This window comes from Pseudomonas sp. dw_612 (assembly GCF_018449725.1).
Taxonomy (GTDB): Bacteria; Pseudomonadota; Gammaproteobacteria; order Pseudomonadales; family Pseudomonadaceae; genus Aquipseudomonas.
Window position 1 is genome coordinate 144,480 of sequence record NZ_JAAVVC010000010.1, and the last position, 14,727, is coordinate 159,206.

At 59.3% G+C, this 14,727-nt stretch carries 15 protein-coding genes; 9 read left to right on the plus strand and 6 right to left on the minus strand.

Annotated features, from left to right (window positions below):
- Positions 1-11 precede the first annotated feature (11 nt).
- The 3 genes from HB680_RS17225 to HB680_RS17235 are packed head-to-tail and all read left to right on the plus strand — an operon-like array spanning position 12 to position 3,076.
- Positions 12-1,193, plus strand: coding sequence for an amino acid ABC transporter permease (locus tag HB680_RS17225; RefSeq protein WP_213939801.1), 1,182 nt, complete (start codon positions 12-14; stop codon positions 1,191-1,193).
- A 10-nt stretch (positions 1,194-1,203) separates the two neighbouring features.
- Complete coding sequence (locus HB680_RS17230; protein WP_054616067.1) at positions 1,204-2,301, plus strand: amino acid ABC transporter permease; 1,098 nt, start codon at positions 1,204-1,206, stop codon at positions 2,299-2,301.
- Between the two features lie 10 nt (positions 2,302-2,311).
- On the plus strand, positions 2,312-3,076 hold the full coding sequence (locus tag HB680_RS17235; RefSeq protein ID WP_003171943.1) for an amino acid ABC transporter ATP-binding protein: 765 nt from the start codon (positions 2,312-2,314) through the stop codon (positions 3,074-3,076).
- Positions 3,077-3,140: 64 nt separating this feature from the next.
- Here the strand turns inward: HB680_RS17235 and HB680_RS17240 are convergent, their stop codons facing one another.
- Together HB680_RS17240 and HB680_RS17245 are read right to left on the minus strand one after the other, a co-directional pair.
- Positions 3,141-3,629 carry a type II toxin-antitoxin system MqsA family antitoxin gene (locus tag HB680_RS17240; protein ID WP_213939802.1) on the minus strand — a complete coding sequence of 163 codons (489 nt, stop codon included), beginning with the start codon at positions 3,627-3,629 and terminating at the stop codon, positions 3,141-3,143.
- A complete protein-coding gene (locus tag HB680_RS17245; RefSeq protein WP_213939803.1) occupies positions 3,626-3,937 on the minus strand; it encodes a type II toxin-antitoxin system MqsR family toxin in 312 nt (103 codons plus the stop codon). The genes HB680_RS17240 and HB680_RS17245 overlap by 4 nt, the downstream gene beginning before the upstream one ends.
- A 166-nt stretch (positions 3,938-4,103) precedes the next feature.
- On the opposite strand from HB680_RS17245, the gene HB680_RS17250 reads away from it, so the two are divergent.
- From HB680_RS17250 to HB680_RS17270, 5 genes are all read left to right on the plus strand, one after another.
- The gene (locus HB680_RS17250; RefSeq protein ID WP_213939804.1) at positions 4,104-4,763 is read left to right on the plus strand and encodes a FadR/GntR family transcriptional regulator; all 660 of its coding nucleotides are present in this window, start codon (positions 4,104-4,106) and stop codon (positions 4,761-4,763) included.
- Positions 4,753-6,060 carry a CynX/NimT family MFS transporter gene (locus HB680_RS17255; RefSeq protein WP_213939805.1) on the plus strand — a complete coding sequence of 436 codons (1,308 nt, stop codon included), beginning with the start codon at positions 4,753-4,755 and terminating at the stop codon, positions 6,058-6,060. The genes HB680_RS17250 and HB680_RS17255 overlap by 11 nt, the downstream gene beginning before the upstream one ends.
- Positions 6,061-6,174: 114 nt before the next feature.
- On the plus strand, positions 6,175-6,645 hold the full coding sequence (locus HB680_RS17260; protein ID WP_213939806.1) for a nuclear transport factor 2 family protein: 471 nt from the start codon (positions 6,175-6,177) through the stop codon (positions 6,643-6,645).
- Positions 6,646-6,685: 40 nt separating this feature from the next.
- Positions 6,686-6,982 carry a GIY-YIG nuclease family protein gene (locus HB680_RS17265; RefSeq protein ID WP_213939807.1) on the plus strand — a complete coding sequence of 99 codons (297 nt, stop codon included), beginning with the start codon at positions 6,686-6,688 and terminating at the stop codon, positions 6,980-6,982.
- 84 nt (positions 6,983-7,066) lie between these two features.
- Positions 7,067-8,002, plus strand: coding sequence for a glutathione S-transferase family protein (locus HB680_RS17270; protein ID WP_213939808.1), 936 nt, complete (start codon positions 7,067-7,069; stop codon positions 8,000-8,002).
- 144 nt (positions 8,003-8,146) lie between these two features.
- Here the strand turns inward: HB680_RS17270 and HB680_RS17275 are convergent, their stop codons facing one another.
- Entirely contained in the window at positions 8,147-8,497 is a 351-nt protein-coding gene (locus HB680_RS17275; RefSeq protein WP_213939809.1) for a glutaredoxin family protein, read from the minus strand.
- A complete protein-coding gene (gene yejK / locus HB680_RS17280) occupies positions 8,497-9,501 on the minus strand; it encodes a nucleoid-associated protein YejK (protein ID WP_201200832.1) in 1,005 nt (334 codons plus the stop codon). The genes HB680_RS17275 and yejK overlap by 1 nt, the downstream gene beginning before the upstream one ends.
- A 488-nt stretch (positions 9,502-9,989) precedes the next feature.
- Between yejK and HB680_RS17285 the strand changes: the two genes are divergently transcribed.
- The gene (locus tag HB680_RS17285) at positions 9,990-10,271 is read left to right on the plus strand and encodes an HU family DNA-binding protein (protein ID WP_007905514.1); all 282 of its coding nucleotides are present in this window, start codon (positions 9,990-9,992) and stop codon (positions 10,269-10,271) included.
- Between the two features lie 210 nt (positions 10,272-10,481).
- On the opposite strand, the gene rlmF is transcribed toward HB680_RS17285, so the two are convergent.
- Entirely contained in the window at positions 10,482-11,504 is a 1,023-nt protein-coding gene (gene rlmF, locus HB680_RS17290; protein ID WP_213939810.1) for a 23S rRNA (adenine(1618)-N(6))-methyltransferase RlmF, read from the minus strand.
- Positions 11,505-11,761: 257 nt separating this feature from the next.
- Positions 11,762-14,608, minus strand: a complete 2,847-nt coding sequence (locus HB680_RS17295) for a valine--tRNA ligase (RefSeq protein ID WP_213939811.1) — start codon at positions 14,606-14,608, stop codon at positions 11,762-11,764.
- Between the last annotated feature and the right edge of the window lie 119 nt (positions 14,609-14,727).

The window sequence follows — 14,727 nt, forward strand, 5'->3', positions numbered from 1 at the left end:
CGGGGCACTTCATGCAAAAATCAATCGGCGCACCAAAGCAGAGGCTCAGCCTCAGCGATCCGAAAGTGCGTGCGTGGCTATTTCAGATCATCACGATTGTCGCGGTCGTCGCGATGGGCTGGTATCTGTTCGACAATACGCAAACCAACCTGCAACACCGGGGCATTACCTCCGGCTTCAGTTTTCTGGATCGCAGTGCCGGATTCGGCATCGCTCAACACCTGATCGACTACACCGAATCGGACACGTATGCCCGGGTGTTTGTCATCGGTCTGCTCAACACACTGCTGGTGACTGTCATCGGCGTGATTCTGGCCACCATCCTCGGGTTCATCGTCGGCGTGGCGCGGCTGTCGCCGAACTGGATCATCAGCAAGCTGGCGACGGTTTACGTGGAAGTCTTCCGTAACATTCCGCCGCTGCTGCAAATCCTGTTCTGGTACTTCGCGGTGTTCCTGACCATGCCGGGGCCGCGCGCCAGCCATAACTTCGGCGACACCTTCTTCGTCAGCAGCCGTGGCCTGAACATGCCGGCCGCGCAAATGGCGGACGGGTTCTGGGCGTTCGTGGTCAGTGTCGTGGTGGCGATCGTCGCTATCGTGCTGATGGCTCGCTGGGCCAACAAGCGCTTCGAAGCGACCGGCGTACCGTTCCACAAGTTCTGGGTCGGCCTGGCGCTGTTCCTGGTGATCCCGGCGCTGTGTGCGCTGGTCTTCGGTGCTCCGCTGCACTGGGAACTGCCGAAGCTGCAAGGCTTCAACTTTGTCGGTGGCTGGGTACTGATCCCGGAACTGCTGGCGCTGACCCTGGCCCTGACCGTGTACACCGCGGCGTTTATCGCCGAGATCGTGCGTTCGGGCATCAAGTCGGTCAGCCACGGCCAGACTGAAGCGGCGCGTTCCCTCGGGCTGCGCAACGGTCCAACCCTGCGCAAAGTGATCATCCCGCAAGCCCTGCGCGTGATCATCCCGCCGCTGACCAGCCAATACCTGAACCTGGCGAAGAACTCCTCGCTGGCGGCCGGTATCGGTTATCCGGAGATGGTCTCGTTGTTTGCCGGTACGGTGCTGAACCAGACCGGGCAGGCGATCGAGGTGATTGCCATCACCATGAGCGTGTACCTGGCGATCAGTATCAGCATTTCCCTGCTGATGAACTGGTACAACAAGCGCATTGCGCTGATCGAGCGGTAAGGAAAAGCGCATGAGTACTCATACTTTCAAGCCTGACATGCCTCCACCGAGCAGCAGCATCGGTGTGGTGGCGTGGATGCGCGCCAACATGTTCTCCAGCTGGATCAACACCCTGCTGACCCTGTTCGCGTTCTACCTGATCTACCTGGTGGTGCCACCGCTGCTGCATTGGGCGATCCTGGACGCCAACTGGGTCGGCACCACCCGCGCCGACTGCACCAAGGAAGGCGCCTGCTGGGTGTTCATCCAGCAGCGTTTCGGCCAGTTCATGTACGGTTATTACCCGCCGGAACTGCGCTGGCGCGTGGACCTGACCGTGTGGTTGGCGGTCATCGGCGTAGCGCCGTTGTTCATCTCGCGTTTTCACCGTAAAGCGGTGTACGGGCTGAGCTTCCTGGTGGCGTACCCGATCATTGCCTACTTCCTGTTGCATGGCGGCATCTTCGGCATGACCAACGTCGCGACCAGCCAATGGGGCGGTCTGATGCTGACTCTGGTGATCGCCACTGTCGGGATCGCCGGCGCCTTGCCGCTGGGGATCGTCCTGGCACTGGGTCGTCGTTCCAACATGCCGGCGATTCGCGTGGTCTGCGTGACCTTCATCGAATTCTGGCGCGGCGTGCCGTTGATCACGGTGCTGTTCATGTCCTCGGTGATGCTGCCGTTGTTCCTGCCCGAAGGCATGAACTTCGACAAACTGCTGCGGGCCCTGATCGGCGTGATCCTGTTCCAGTCGGCCTACGTGGCCGAAGTGGTGCGCGGTGGTCTGCAAGCGATCCCCAAAGGTCAGTACGAAGCGGCTGCGGCGATGGGCCTCGGTTACTGGCGCAGCATGGGCCTGGTGATTCTGCCGCAAGCCCTGAAGCTGGTAATCCCTGGCATCGTCAACACGTTCATTGCGCTGTTCAAGGACACCAGCCTGGTGATCATCATCGGCCTGTTCGACCTGCTCAACAGCGTCAAGCAAGCCGCCGCCGACCCGAAATGGTTGGGCATGGCCACTGAAGGCTACGTGTTCGCGGCCCTGGTGTTCTGGATTTTCTGTTTTGGTATGTCCCGCTACTCCATGCATTTGGAACGTAAGCTGGACACTGGCCACAAGCGTTAGGAGTTTTCTGATGAGCGAAGCGATCAAACAGCCTGTGAGCCCTGAAGGCATTATTCAGATGCAGGGCGTGAACAAGTGGTACGGCCAGTTCCACGTGTTGAAAGACATCAACCTGAACGTCAAGCAGGGCGAGCGTATTGTCCTGTGCGGTCCGTCGGGTTCCGGCAAGTCGACCACCATCCGTTGCCTCAATCGTCTGGAAGAACACCAGCAGGGCCGCATCGTGGTTGATGGCGTGGAACTGACCAACGACCTCAAGCAGATCGAAGCGATCCGCCGTGAAGTCGGCATGGTGTTCCAGCACTTCAACCTGTTCCCGCACCTGACCATCCTGCAGAACTGCACCCTGGCACCGATGTGGGTGCGCAAGATGCCGAAGCGCAAGGCCGAAGAAATCGCCATGCACTACCTGGAGCGCGTACGTATTCCGGAGCAGGCGCATAAATTCCCGGGGCAACTGTCCGGCGGTCAGCAACAGCGTGTGGCGATTGCCCGTGCCCTGTGCATGAAACCGAAAATCATGCTGTTCGACGAACCGACTTCGGCACTCGACCCGGAGATGGTGAAAGAGGTTTTGGACACCATGATCGGCCTGGCCGAAGACGGCATGACCATGCTCTGCGTGACCCACGAAATGGGCTTCGCCCGCACCGTGGCTAACCGCGTGATCTTCATGGACAAGGGCGAAATCGTTGAGCAAGCGGCGCCGAATGACTTCTTCGACAACCCGCAGAATGATCGGACCAAGTTGTTCTTGAGTCAGATTTTGCATTGATCGAAGTCAGGCAGTGAAATAAACCCGGACTGAGTTCCGGGTTTGTTTTGTCTGGTGTTTGGGATCAGGACGCCAACACCGTTTCCTGTTCCGGAAGGCGTGCGGCCAGTAGCCGTTTCAAGTCAGTGCCCTCGTTCATTGCTTGTATTTCAACCAGCAAGTGAGGATGACGATCCAGCACGCGCATCAGCGTAAACAAGGCTTGAGGCGGTTGCAGTTCGCCGCGCTCGTATCGTGAAAACGCGTTGTGCCCAGCGCCGGAAAGCAGTTTCACCGCTTCCTTTTGCGTGAGGTGCAGTTTGCGTCGGATGCGTTTCATCTCGGTGCCCATGATCTGAAAACAATCTTCGAGCAATTTGTCGCCAGCGTCGGAGTAGCGCTCGGCGCTGTCGGTATCATTATCAAAAATGATTTCACTGCAGACCTTGCACTCCCAGCCGGCAATATCGTGCACCCATCGTGAAACGTTCTTGTAGTCGACACTGAGACTGCGACCTTCGAAATGTTGCATTGCGTCGTGAGCGCCACAACTCATGCATTGCCGCGAGTTCATACTTGTTTCTCCTTGAAAGAGATCACAGGGGGCCCTCCGTTGGAGCAGTAGGTCACTTTGATGTAGAGCTCCATGTCTTGAAAGTTTGTGTGGTAAACGTCCTGCCAGTTTCGGTGATCGGTGTAGCACTTCATCGACTTGTAGAGCATCCGGCGCTCCAGCGAACAAATGACTGACTCCATATCTCGCAGGGCCAACCCCATTCGCTTGCCGGAACTCAATGCGACGTGTGTGAACGCTTTGGCTCCTTGCCTCCGGACCTCATCCTTAATGACGGACAAGGCGTAGTGGGGTGTGTTCTTTTCCATAAGAAGCCGTAAACCCTATCCCTGAAATTACCCTTAAAGGGTAATTTTGACCAATCGAAAATCCCTCTGAATGTTGCTGCTTTGACGGTAGGCGGTTGCCGTCCTACATGAAGCTGACTAACATGTCAGAAAATTCATCCTATGATTGGATGAAAGGGCGAATTCTATGTCAGACATTTCTCCACTCATCAAACGATCTTTGGTCGATCAGGCGCTGGACCAGTTACGCCTGCGCATCACCGAAGGCGTCTGGACCGTCGGTCAGCGTTTACCCACCGAGCCGGAGCTGTCCGCCGAGCTGGGCATCAGCCGCAACACCGTGCGCGAGGCCATGCGGGTGTTGGCGTTTTCCGGGTTGATCGAGATTCGCCAGGGCGACGGCAGTTACCTGCGGGCGGTGATCGACCCGCTGGACACCATGAAAGCTTTGTCCCAATGCACCCTCGAACAGGCCCGCGAAACCCGGCACATTCTGGAAGTCGAGGCCATTGGCCTGGCTGCCTTGCGCCGCACTGATGAAGACTTGGTCGCATTACGCGAAGCCTTGGGCGTCAGCGGCAGTCATTACCACGGCGATCTCGACAGCTATATCGCTTGCGACCTGGTGTTCCACCGCCGTCTGGTGGACGCCGCACACAACCCTACCCTCAGCGAGTTGTATCGCTACTTCTCCAGCATCGTCGGCGCGCAACTGCGCCAGACCCTGAACATCACCCCGCGACGCCAGGAAGTGTTCGATCTGCATATCGAATTGCTGGAGGCCGTCGAGCAACGCGACCCGGAGCGGGCCAAAGCCCTGTCGAGGCAGCTGATCAATGAACCTTGAAACCGAGAATTCCATGTCTGCCAATCACAGCAACATCCAGCCACCCAAGCGCACGGCGGAGCTCGAAGAGCTGCTGATCGATGCCGAGGCCGATGACGAACAAGTCCAGCAAAGTCACCCGATTCTGCGGCGGCCGTGGTTGTTGTTGCTGGGCTTGATTCTGGTGGCGCTGAACCTGCGCCCGGCGTTGTCGAGCATGGCGCCGATGCTCAGCGAGGTGTCGAAGAGCCTCGGTTTGTCCGCGGCCCAGGCCGGTTTGCTGACCACGTTGCCGGTGCTTTGCCTGGGGTTGTTCGCGCCGCTGGCGCCGATCCTGGCCCGGCGTTTCGGCGCCGAGCGCGTGGTGCTGGGGATTTTGCTGGTGTTGGCCGGCGGAATCATCCTGCGCAGTTCCTTCGGTGAAATCGGCCTGTTCGCGGGTAGTGTGTTGGCCGGCGCCAGCATCGGCGTGATTGGCGTGTTGCTGCCGGGGATCGTCAAGCGCGACTTCCCGAAACAGGCCGGCACCATGACCGGCGTCTACACCATGGCCCTGTGCCTGGGCGCGGCGATGGCGGCGGGCGCGACCGTGCCGTTGAGCGAACATCTCGACAAGAGCTGGGCGTTGGGTTTGGGTTTCTGGGTGGTTCCGGCGGTGGTCGCGGCGATTTTCTGGTTGCCGCAAGTGGGGCAGAAACACGGCTCGCATAACGTGGCCTATCGGGTTCGTGGTCTGCTGCGTGATCCGTTGGCTTGGCAAGTGACGCTTTACATGGGCCTGCAATCGTCCTTGGCCTACATCGTGTTCGGCTGGTTGCCGTCGATCCTGATCGGCCGTGGACTGACGCCAACCCAGGCGGGGCTCGTACTGTCGGGTTCGGTGATCATCCAGCTGGCCAGTTCCCTCGCCGCGCCGTGGCTGGCAACCCGGGGCAAGGATCAGCGACTGTCGATTGTGATCGTCATGTTGCTGACCCTCGGTGGCTTGTTCGGCTGTCTCTATGCGCCGATCGAAGGCCTGTGGGGCTGGGCGATCCTGCTGGGTCTGGGGCAGGGCGGTACGTTCAGCCTGGCGTTGACCTTGATCGTGCTGCGCTCGCGGGATTCCCACGTGGCCGCCAACCTGTCGAGCATGGCTCAGGGTTTCGGTTACACCCTGGCGTCCATGGGGCCGTTCGCGGTCGGCATCGTTCACGACTGGACCGGCGGCTGGAACGCGTTGGGCTGGATCTTCGGCATCATCGGTTTCGGCGCGATCATCGCCGGTCTCGGTGCCGGCCGTTCGCTGTACGTTCAAGTGCACAGCGAAAAAATCTGACAGCCCTCGCACTATCGGTATTCGGCCCGCGAATGCCGATAGTTTTCCGCGCATTTGCAGACTATCGTGCAGGCAATCTTTTGTAGCCATTTTGCAACTGCACGGAGCTTGCCCATGAGTGATGCCCACAACGCCTTGATCAACCGTTTCTACCAGGCTTTCCAGCGGCTGGATGCCGAGGCCATGGCCGCCTGCTACACCGACGACGTGGTGTTCAGTGATCCGGCGTTCGGCGAATTGCGCGGCCAACAGGCCGGCGACATGTGGCGCATGCTCACGACCCGTGCGAAAGACTTTTCCCTGACCTTCGATAACATCCGCAGCGACGAGCGCACCGGCGGCGCGCATTGGGTGGCGACGTACCTGTTCAGCCAGACCGGCAATACCGTGGTCAACGACATTCAGGCGCGTTTCGTGTTTCGCGATGGCAAGATTTGCGAGCATCACGACAGCTTCGATCTGTGGCGCTGGTCGCGTCAGGCGCTGGGCACCAAAGGCCTGTTGCTGGGCTGGACGCCGCTGGTGCGCAACGCGGTTCGCGCCCAGGCCTTGAAGGGGCTGAAGGCATTTCAGGCCAGTCGCTGATAAGATCGCGGCTTGTTTCCCAGCAAGCCATGATCGTCACGTGAACACCCCGAGCGAAATCCCCGCCGATACCCCAGTGAGCAAGCCCTGGTTCGTCTACCTCGTTCGCGCGGCCAACGGTTCGCTTTACTGCGGGGTCAGCGACGATCCGGTGCGCCGGTTTGCCAAACACCAGAGCGGCAAGGGCGCACGGTTTTTCCTGTCCAGCCCCGCGATGGCGTTGGTCTATACCGAAATCTGCCGCGATAAAAGCGAAGCGCTGCGCCAGGAACGGCTGATCAAAAAACTCAAGAAAAGCGCCAAGGAATGCCTGGTGCTGACTTATCAATCTGACTGATAAGTGCCCATTAGGCGGATCCGTAGGCCGCTCACCGATTGCGCGCTAAGCTGCCAGCTCCTTATCCGAGCAGCGGAGCCGAGCATGTCAGAGTTGATTCTTCACAATTACCCGACGTCCCCCTTTGCCGAAAAGGCCCGCCTGCTGCTGGGGTTCAAAGGGCTGTCGTGGCGTTCGGTGAAGATCTCGCCGGTGATGCCGAAACCCGAACTGACGGCGCTGACCGGTGGCTACCGCAAGACGCCTGTGTTGCAGATCGGTGCCGATATCTACTGCGACACTGCGCTGATCGCCCGTCGCCTGGAACAAGAGAAAGCGCTGCCGGCGTTCTTCCCGGAAGGTCAGGAAATGATCGCCGCGACCTTTGCCACGTGGGTCGATTCGGTGGTGTTCCAGCATGCGGTCAGCCTGGTGTTCCAGCCGGAATCGGTGGCGGTGCGTTTCGGCAAGTTGTCGCCCGAAGCGATCAAGGCCTTCCTGGCCGATCGCGCGGGGTTGTTCAGCGGTGGCAGCTCGACGAAGTTGTCGGCGGAACAGGCGCGGCACCAGTGGCCGACCATTATGGGGCGTCTCGAATTGCAGCTTCAGCGTGAACAGGGCGATTTTCTGTTCGGCGAGCCGTCGATTGCCGATTTTTCCCTGGCGCATTGTTTGTGGTTTCTCAAGGCAACGCCTGTCACGGCACCATTGGTCGATGCTTATCCGGCGGTTCTGGCGTGGTTTGGTCGGGTGATGGGCTTCGGTCATGGCGCGTTCAGCGAGATGACGGCCGAGGAGGCGCTGGAGGTGTCGCGCAATGCCACGCCCGCTGCGTTGCCGGATGAAGCGTTCGATGAGCCTAACGGCTTTGAGGCGGGTCAGCAGGTGGTGATTGCGGCCACCGACTATGGCTGTGATCCGGTGGCCGGTGAGCTGGTGTTTGCGGGGCGTGAGGAATTGATTCTGCGGCGTGAAGACGAGCGGGCCGGGGTGGTGCATGTGCACTTTCCGCGGTTTGGCTTCCGTATCGAAGCGAAGTAACGGTTAACTGACGATTTGCACGTTATGCACAACCCTGTGGGAGCGGGCTTGCTCGCGAAGGCGGCGTATCAGTCGACATAAATGTTGTCTGACACATCGCCTTCGCGAGCAAGTCGAGTCGTCGCACCGCCGCTCCCACATTAGTTATTTCAGGGCGGCGAGAATTTCATCCGGGTCATACCCGCGAATCAACGTGCCGTTCACATCAATCAACGGAATCCCACGCCCACCCAACGCCTCATAAGCCTTGCGCGCCGTGGCATCTTTCTCGATATCAAATTCCTTGTACGGAATGCCTTTCTGATCGAGAAAACGCCGGGTCAGCTTGCAGTAGCCGCACCAGTCGGTGGCGTAGAGCACAACGTTGGCCTTGGCCTGAGTCTGCTCGGACACCACCTGCGCCGGGTGGAGGTAGCGCTCGATCTTGCCCCAGTTCTGGTAAACCACGACCACCAGCAGGATCAGCAGGAATTTCTTCAGGATTGCGTTGAACATCAGTTGCGTCGCTTCAGCTGATCAGTCAGTTGGGTCGGCAAGCCCTTGATGATCAGCGTGCCGGCTTCTTCGTCGTATTCGATCTTCGAGCCCAGCAGGTGCGCTTCGAAGCTGATGGACAGGCCTTCGGCGCGCCCGGTGAAGCGGCGGAACTGGTTCAGGGTGCGCTTATCCGCCGGAATCTCCGGAGACAGCCCGTAATCCTTGTTGCGGATGTGATCGTAGAAAGCCTTCGGGCGTTCTTCATCGATCAGCTCCGAGAGTTCTTCCAGGCCCATCGGTTCGCCGAGTTTGGCCTGGCTGCTGGCGTAGTCCACCAGGGTCTTGGTTTTCTCGCGGGCGGACTCTTCCGGCAAATCTTCGCTTTCAACGAAATCGCTGAAGGCTTTGAGCAAGGTGCGGGTTTCACCCGGGCCGTCGACGCCTTCCTGGCAGCCGATGAAGTCGCGGAAATACTCCGAAACCTTTTTCCCGTTCTTGCCTTTGATGAATGAAATGTACTGCTTGGACTGCTTGTTGTTCTGCCACTCGGAAATGTTGATCCGCGCCGCCAGGTGCAACTGGCCCAGATCCAGGTGGCGAGAGGCCGTCACGTCCAGCGCTTCGGTCACTGCAACGCCTTCACTGTGGTGCAGGAGGGCGATGGCCAGGTAATCGGTCATGCCTTGCTGGTAATGCGCAAACAGCACGTGGCCGCCCACAGAGAGGTTCGACTCTTCCATCAGTTTTTGCAGGTGTTCCACCGCCACGCGGCTGAACGCCGTGAAATCCTTGCCGCCGTCGAGGTATTCCTTCAGCCAGCCGCTGAACGGATGCGCCCCGGACTCGGCATGGAAGAAACCCCAGGCCTTGCCTTGTTTGGCGTTGTAGCTCTCGTTGAGGTCGGCGAGCATGTTCTCGATGGCTGTGGACTCTGCCAGTTCGGAGTCGCGAGCGTGAAGAACTGCGGGTGTGCCGTCGGGTTTTTTGTCGATCAGGTGGACGATGCAATGACGGATCGGCATGGGCTTCTCGGCTGATTGAAGAGAGGAGGGCGTGCTCCCCCAAAAAAGTGCCAAGTGTACCGCAACTGGGCCAGCGCGCCTCTTTGTAGGAACTGCCGAAGGCTGTGATCTTTTGATCTTGTTTTTTAAAAAAGCAAAGTCAAAAGATCGCAGCCTTCGGCAGCTCCTACGGGGGCGGGAAGGGCAAAACGCCGGTGCGCGGCGGCCCTTATGCAGTTTTTTCCCGGTTTAGAGCAATAAAGCTGACCAAATGGGTAGCAAGAGGCGGATATTTCCCCGTCTCTGTGCTAGTTTTGCCCCGTCTTACGCGAAGTCACTGCGTTAAGCGTGCATTCAGCATTTGTCAGGTCGAACCAAACCCTGATTTCGGTATCTATAACCCCGACTCGTCGCGGTTATGGCCGAGGGTGCCAGATCCAGAAGATCGGGCTCGATGGCTGACACTGCACTCTGCAATCCATATGAATTTGATAGGGAAGGAACACTACATGGCTCTTACTAAAGACCAACTGATCGCCGACATCGCTGAAGCTATCGACGCGCCAAAAACCACCGCGCGTAACGCTCTGGACCAACTGGGCCAAATCGTTGCCGATCAGCTGGAAAACGGCGGCGAAATCACTCTGCCAGGTATCGGCAAACTGAAAGTGACCGAGCGTCCTGCCCGTACCGGCCGTAACCCTTCGACTGGCGCTGCCATCGAAATCGCTGCCAAGAAAGTTATCAAGCTGGTTGTGGCCAAAGGCCTGACCGACGCTGTTAACAAGTAAGACGCAGTAATAAGAAGCCGTGCTCCGGAGCGATCCGGGCACGGCTTTTTTGTGTCTGGGATTTGACGGCTGACCCACAAACACCCCAAAACCAACTGTGGGAGCGGGCTTGCTCGCGAAAGCGGTGGGTCAGTCACCATTTGAGTCGACTGACACACCGCTTTCGCGAGCAAGCCCGCTCCCACATTTTGATCTGAGTCGATCAGTGACTCAGCCTTTGCGAACCCAGCGCTCACGCCACGCTTGCTGCTCGGACTTGGTCTGGAACGTCCAGGCTACGAAACGGCTTTGCTTCTGGCCCTGGGACATCTCCACCACCTGGCTTTCCAGCACACCGGCCTTTTTCAGCGCGGTCTGGATCGCCGGCAGGTTCGAGGCTTTCGACACCAGCGTGCTGAACCACAGCACTTTGTGCTGGAAGCTCGCACTCTCGGCGATCAATTGCGTCACAAAACGGGCTTCGCCGCCCTCGCACCACAATTCTGCCGATTGACCGCCAAAGTTCAGCACCGGCAGTTTGCGTTTCGGGTCGGCACGACCCAGGGCGCGCCATTTACGCTCGCTGCCCTTGGTCGCTTCATCCATTGAGGCATGGAACGGCGGGTTGCACATGGTCAGGTCAAAGCGTTCACCCGGCTCCAGCAGACCCAGCAGGATGTGCTTGGGATTGCTCTGTTGGCGCAACTGGATGGCCTTGTTCAGCCCGTTGGACTGCACGATCGCTTTGGCAGCGGCCACGGCCGTCGGGTCGATTTCCGAGCCGAGGAAGTGCCAGCGGTAGTCGCTGTAACCGATCAACGGATAGACGCAGTTGGCGCCCATGCCGATGTCGAGCACCTTGACCGGCGCGCCACGCGGGATTTCGCCGTCGTTGACGCTGGCCAGCAGGTCGGCCAGGAAATGCACGTAGTCGGCGCGGCCCGGCACCGGTGGGCACAGGTAATCCGCCGGGATGTCCCAGTGAGCCACGCCGTAGAAGGACTTGAGCAGCGCCCGGTTGAACACCCGCACCGCGTCGGGACTGGCGAAGTCGATGCTTTCCTTGCCGTACGGGTTGAGGATCACGAACTTCGCCAGTTCCGGCGTGCTCTTGATCAACTCCGGGAAGTCGTAACGACCCTGATGGCGGTTGCGCGGGTGCAGGCTGGCCTTCGGACGAGGTTCCACGGCTTTGGCCGGGGTGGCGGAGTCAGGCTTCTTGCGCGCAGGGCGGGGTGTGCGGGGGGCGTTCATGGGTGTGGTCGATTCGGGTATGGCTGAAAGTGGGGGGCATTGTCCCACATCCGCTCCTTGAGCACCCGGTCGCAAAGATCTTCACCTGTAGGAGCTGACGAGTGAAACGAGGCTGCGATCTTTTGATCTTGCCCCTGGAAAGACAAAGTCAAAAGATCGCAGCCTCGTTTCACTCGACAGCTCCTACAGGAGAGGCGTTTGTGGGGTGTAAAAAAGGGAGGCCATTTCGGGACTCCCTTTTTCATTGCGATGTGCCGTTACAAACTGGCAATCCGCGCATGTTGCTCGGCCAACTTGCCCAAAGCCTGTTCAGCTTCAGCCAATTTGGCCCGTTCTTTGTCGATGACTTCGGCCGGAGCCTTGTCAACGAACCCGGCGTTCGACAGTTTGCCGCCGACACGCTGGACTTCACCTTGCAAACGCAGGATTTCCTTGTCCAGGCGTGCCAGTTCGGCGTCCTTGTCGATCAGGCCGGCCATCGGCACCAGCACTTCCATCTCGCCAACCAGAGCGGTGGCGGACAGCGGCGCTTCTTCGCCTGCCGCCAATACGGTGATCGACTCCAGACGCGCCAGCTTCTTCAGCAAGGCTTCGTTTTCGGTGAGGCGACGCTGGTCTTCGGCGCTGACGTTTTTCAGGAACAGGTTCAGCGGTTTGCCTGGACCGATGTTCATCTCGGCGCGAATGTTGCGCGTGCCGAGCATCAGCGTCTTCAGCCATTCGATATCATCTTCGGCGCCCTGATCAATGCGTGCTTCGTTGGCCACCGGCCAAGGTTGCAGCATGATCGTCTTGCCTTCGATACCGGCCAGCGGCGCGATGCGCTGCCAGATTTCTTCGGTGATGAACGGCATGAACGGGTGCGCCAGGCGCAACGCGACTTCCAGTACCCGAACCAGGGTGCGACGGGTGCCGCGCTGGCGTTCAACCGGGGCGTTTTCGTCCCACAGCACAGGCTTGGACAGTTCCAGGTACCAGTCGCAATACTGGTTCCAGATGAACTCGTACAAGGCTTGCGCCGCCAGGTCGAAGCGGAACTGGTCGAGCTGACGAGTCACTTCAGCTTCGGTGCGTTGCAACTGCGAGATGATCCAGCGATCCGCCAGGGACAGCTCGTAGGCTTCGCCGTTCTGGCCGCAGTCTTCGCCCTTATCCAGAACGTAACGCGCGGCGTTCCAGATCTTGTTGCAGAAGTTGCGATAGCCTTCGACGCGGCCCATGTCGAACTTGATGTCGCGACCGGTGGAGGCCAGCGAGCAGAAGGTGAAGCGCAGGGCGTCGGTGCCGTAGCTGGCGATGCCGTCGGCGAACTCGTCGCGGGTCTGCTTCTCGATCTTCTTCGCCAGTTTCGGCTGCATCAGGCCGGAGGTGCGTTTCTGCACCAGTTCTTCCAGTTCGATACCGTCGATGATGTCCAGCGGGTCCAGGACGTTGCCCTTGGACTTGGACATCTTCTGGCCCTGGCCATCACGTACCAGACCGTGCACATAAACGGTCTTGAACGGCACCTGCGGCGTGCCGTCTTCGTTCTTCACCAAATGCATGGTGAGCATGATCATCCGGGCAACCCAGAAGAAAATGATGTCGAAACCGGTCACCAGCACGTCGGTGGAGTGGAATTTCTTCAGGAATTCGGTCTGCTCAGGCCAGCCCAGGGTGGAGAACGTCCACAGGCCCGAACTGAACCAGGTGTCGAGAACGTCGTTGTCCTGTTGCAGCGCAACGTCCGGGCCGAGGTTGTGCTTGGCACGCACTTCGACTTCGTCGCGACCGACGTAGACTTTGCCCGACTCGTCGTACCAGGCCGGAATCCGGTGGCCCCACCACAACTGACGGCTGATGCACCAATCCTGGATGTCGCGCATCCACGAGAAGTACATGTTTTCGTATTGTTTCGGCACGAATTGAATGCGGCCGTCTTCAACGGCAGCAATCGCAGGTTCGGCCAATGGCTTGGTCGACACGTACCACTGGTCGGTCAGCCATGGCTCGATGATGGTGCCGGAGCGATCGCCTTTCGGCACTTTCAGGCCGTGATCGTCAACGCTGACCAGCAGGCCGGCGGCGTCGAAGGCCGCCACGATCTGCTTGCGGGCTTCGAAGCGGTCGAGGCCGGCGTATTCGGCCGGGATCTTGCCGTCGATGCTTTCGTTCAGCGTGCCGTCGAGGTTGAACACCTGGCAGGCTGGCAATACCGCAGCGTTTTTGTCGAAGATGTTCAGCAGCGGCAGGTTGTGGCGCTTGCCGACTTCGTAGTCGTTGAAATCGTGGGCCGGGGTGATTTTCACGCAGCCGGTGCCGAATTCAGGGTCGCAGTAATCGTCGGCAATAATCGGAATGCGGCGGCCGACCAGCGGCAGCTCGACAAATTGGCCGATCAGGGCTTTGTAGCGTTCATCGTTCGGGTTAACGGCCACGGCGGCGTCGCCGAGCATGGTTTCCGGGCGAGTGGTCGCGACGATCAGGTAATCATTGCCTTCAGCGGTCTTGGCGCCGTCGGCCAGCGGGTACTTCAGGTTCCACAGGAAACCTTTCTCGTCGTGGTTTTCCACTTCAAGGTCGGAAATCGCCGTGTGCAACTTGGTGTCCCAGTTGACCAGACGCTTGCCACGATAGATCAGGCCGTCTTCATGCAGGCGCACGAAGGCTTCTTTCACCGATTCCGACAGGCCGTCGTCCATGGTGAAGCGCTCACGGCTCCAGTCCACGGACGAGCCGAGGCGGCGGATCTGACGGCTGATGTTGCCGCCGGACTGATCCTTCCATTCCCAGATTTTTTCCAGGAATTTCTCACGGCCGAGGTCGTGGCGACTCTGGCCCTGGGCTTCAAGTTGGCGTTCCACCAGCATTTGCGTGGCGATACCGGCGTGGTCGGTGCCCGGCTGCCACAGGGTGTTGCGACCCTGCATGCGGCGGAAACGGATCAGGGCGTCCATGATCGCGTTGTTGAAGCCGTGACCCATGTGCAAGCTGCCGGTGACGTTCGGCGGCGGGATCATGATGGTGTAGGACTCGCCCGCGCCTTGCGGGGCGAAGTAGTTCTCGGACTCCCAGGTGTTGTACCAGGAAGTTTCAATGGCGTGCGGCTGGTAGGTCTTATCCATGCGCGGCGGGACCCTATTGGCATCAATTCAGGAAAAGCCGACGAGTATAGCGGGGCATGGGGCCGAGGGCGAGCAGGGGCGGACCGGGCGCAGAACTAATGTGGGAGCGGGCTTGCTCG

Bases quoted from the DNA above. Each gene is read 5' to 3' on its own strand.
- HB680_RS17225 (WP_213939801.1), top strand. From the start codon at position 12: ATGCAAAAATCAATCGGCGCACCAAAGCAGAGGCTCAGCCTCAGCGAT.
- HB680_RS17230 (WP_054616067.1), top strand. From the start codon at position 1,204: ATGAGTACTCATACTTTCAAGCCTGACATGCCTCCACCGAGCAGCAGC.
- HB680_RS17235 (WP_003171943.1), top strand. From the start codon at position 2,312: ATGAGCGAAGCGATCAAACAGCCTGTGAGCCCTGAAGGCATTATTCAG.
- HB680_RS17240 (WP_213939802.1), bottom strand. From the start codon at position 3,629: ATGAACTCGCGGCAATGCATGAGTTGTGGCGCTCACGACGCAATGCAA.
- HB680_RS17245 (WP_213939803.1), bottom strand. From the start codon at position 3,937: ATGGAAAAGAACACACCCCACTACGCCTTGTCCGTCATTAAGGATGAG.
- HB680_RS17250 (WP_213939804.1), top strand. From the start codon at position 4,104: ATGTCAGACATTTCTCCACTCATCAAACGATCTTTGGTCGATCAGGCG.
- HB680_RS17255 (WP_213939805.1), top strand. From the start codon at position 4,753: ATGAACCTTGAAACCGAGAATTCCATGTCTGCCAATCACAGCAACATC.
- HB680_RS17260 (WP_213939806.1), top strand. From the start codon at position 6,175: ATGAGTGATGCCCACAACGCCTTGATCAACCGTTTCTACCAGGCTTTC.
- HB680_RS17270 (WP_213939808.1), top strand. From the start codon at position 7,067: ATGTCAGAGTTGATTCTTCACAATTACCCGACGTCCCCCTTTGCCGAA.
- HB680_RS17275 (WP_213939809.1), bottom strand. From the start codon at position 8,497: ATGTTCAACGCAATCCTGAAGAAATTCCTGCTGATCCTGCTGGTGGTC.
- yejK (WP_201200832.1), bottom strand. From the start codon at position 9,501: ATGCCGATCCGTCATTGCATCGTCCACCTGATCGACAAAAAACCCGAC.
- HB680_RS17285 (WP_007905514.1), top strand. From the start codon at position 9,990: ATGGCTCTTACTAAAGACCAACTGATCGCCGACATCGCTGAAGCTATC.
- rlmF (WP_213939810.1), bottom strand. From the start codon at position 11,504: ATGAACGCCCCCCGCACACCCCGCCCTGCGCGCAAGAAGCCTGACTCC.
- HB680_RS17295 (WP_213939811.1), bottom strand. From the start codon at position 14,608: ATGGATAAGACCTACCAGCCGCACGCCATTGAAACTTCCTGGTACAAC.